Source organism: Gilvimarinus sp. 1_MG-2023 (assembly GCF_030548285.1).
The window spans coordinates 1-341 of record NZ_JAUOSC010000476.1 but is presented as its reverse complement, the minus strand read 5'-3'; the positions used below and the strand labels follow the sequence as shown (position 1 = coordinate 341).

Here is a 341-nt window from a genome sequence, read left to right as displayed (position 1 = left end):
GATAAGCAAAGGCTGTTTGTCGCGCCTGTTCCAGCGGGATACCTTGTTTAGCGGCTTCCTGGAAATGGGATTGTAAAAAATTCTCGGCCAAATCAACGACCAGCGTCAGTTGTTCTTTGTGGTTGTCCAGCGCCTGCTGCCGATATTCTTCGACACCGGTATACATCTGGTCGGCAATTTCAAATACGTTATTCAGTGCCAATCGTGATGAATTACGCTCTATTTCAAATACCTGCTGTTTGATTGTCGGAACGGTATAGAAATACACAAAAACAAACACCACAAGCAGAATGCCACGAATGATCAGCGACAGCTGACGCGCCAGGCGGGCCTTGTGCGCC

General features: G+C 48.1%; 1 protein-coding gene. It reads right to left on the bottom strand.

Annotated features, from left to right (window positions below; genetic code table 11):
* Nucleotides 1-341, bottom strand: a 341-nt coding sequence (locus Q4563_RS17700; RefSeq protein ID WP_303605435.1) for a hypothetical protein, incomplete at both ends; no start/stop codon positions are given.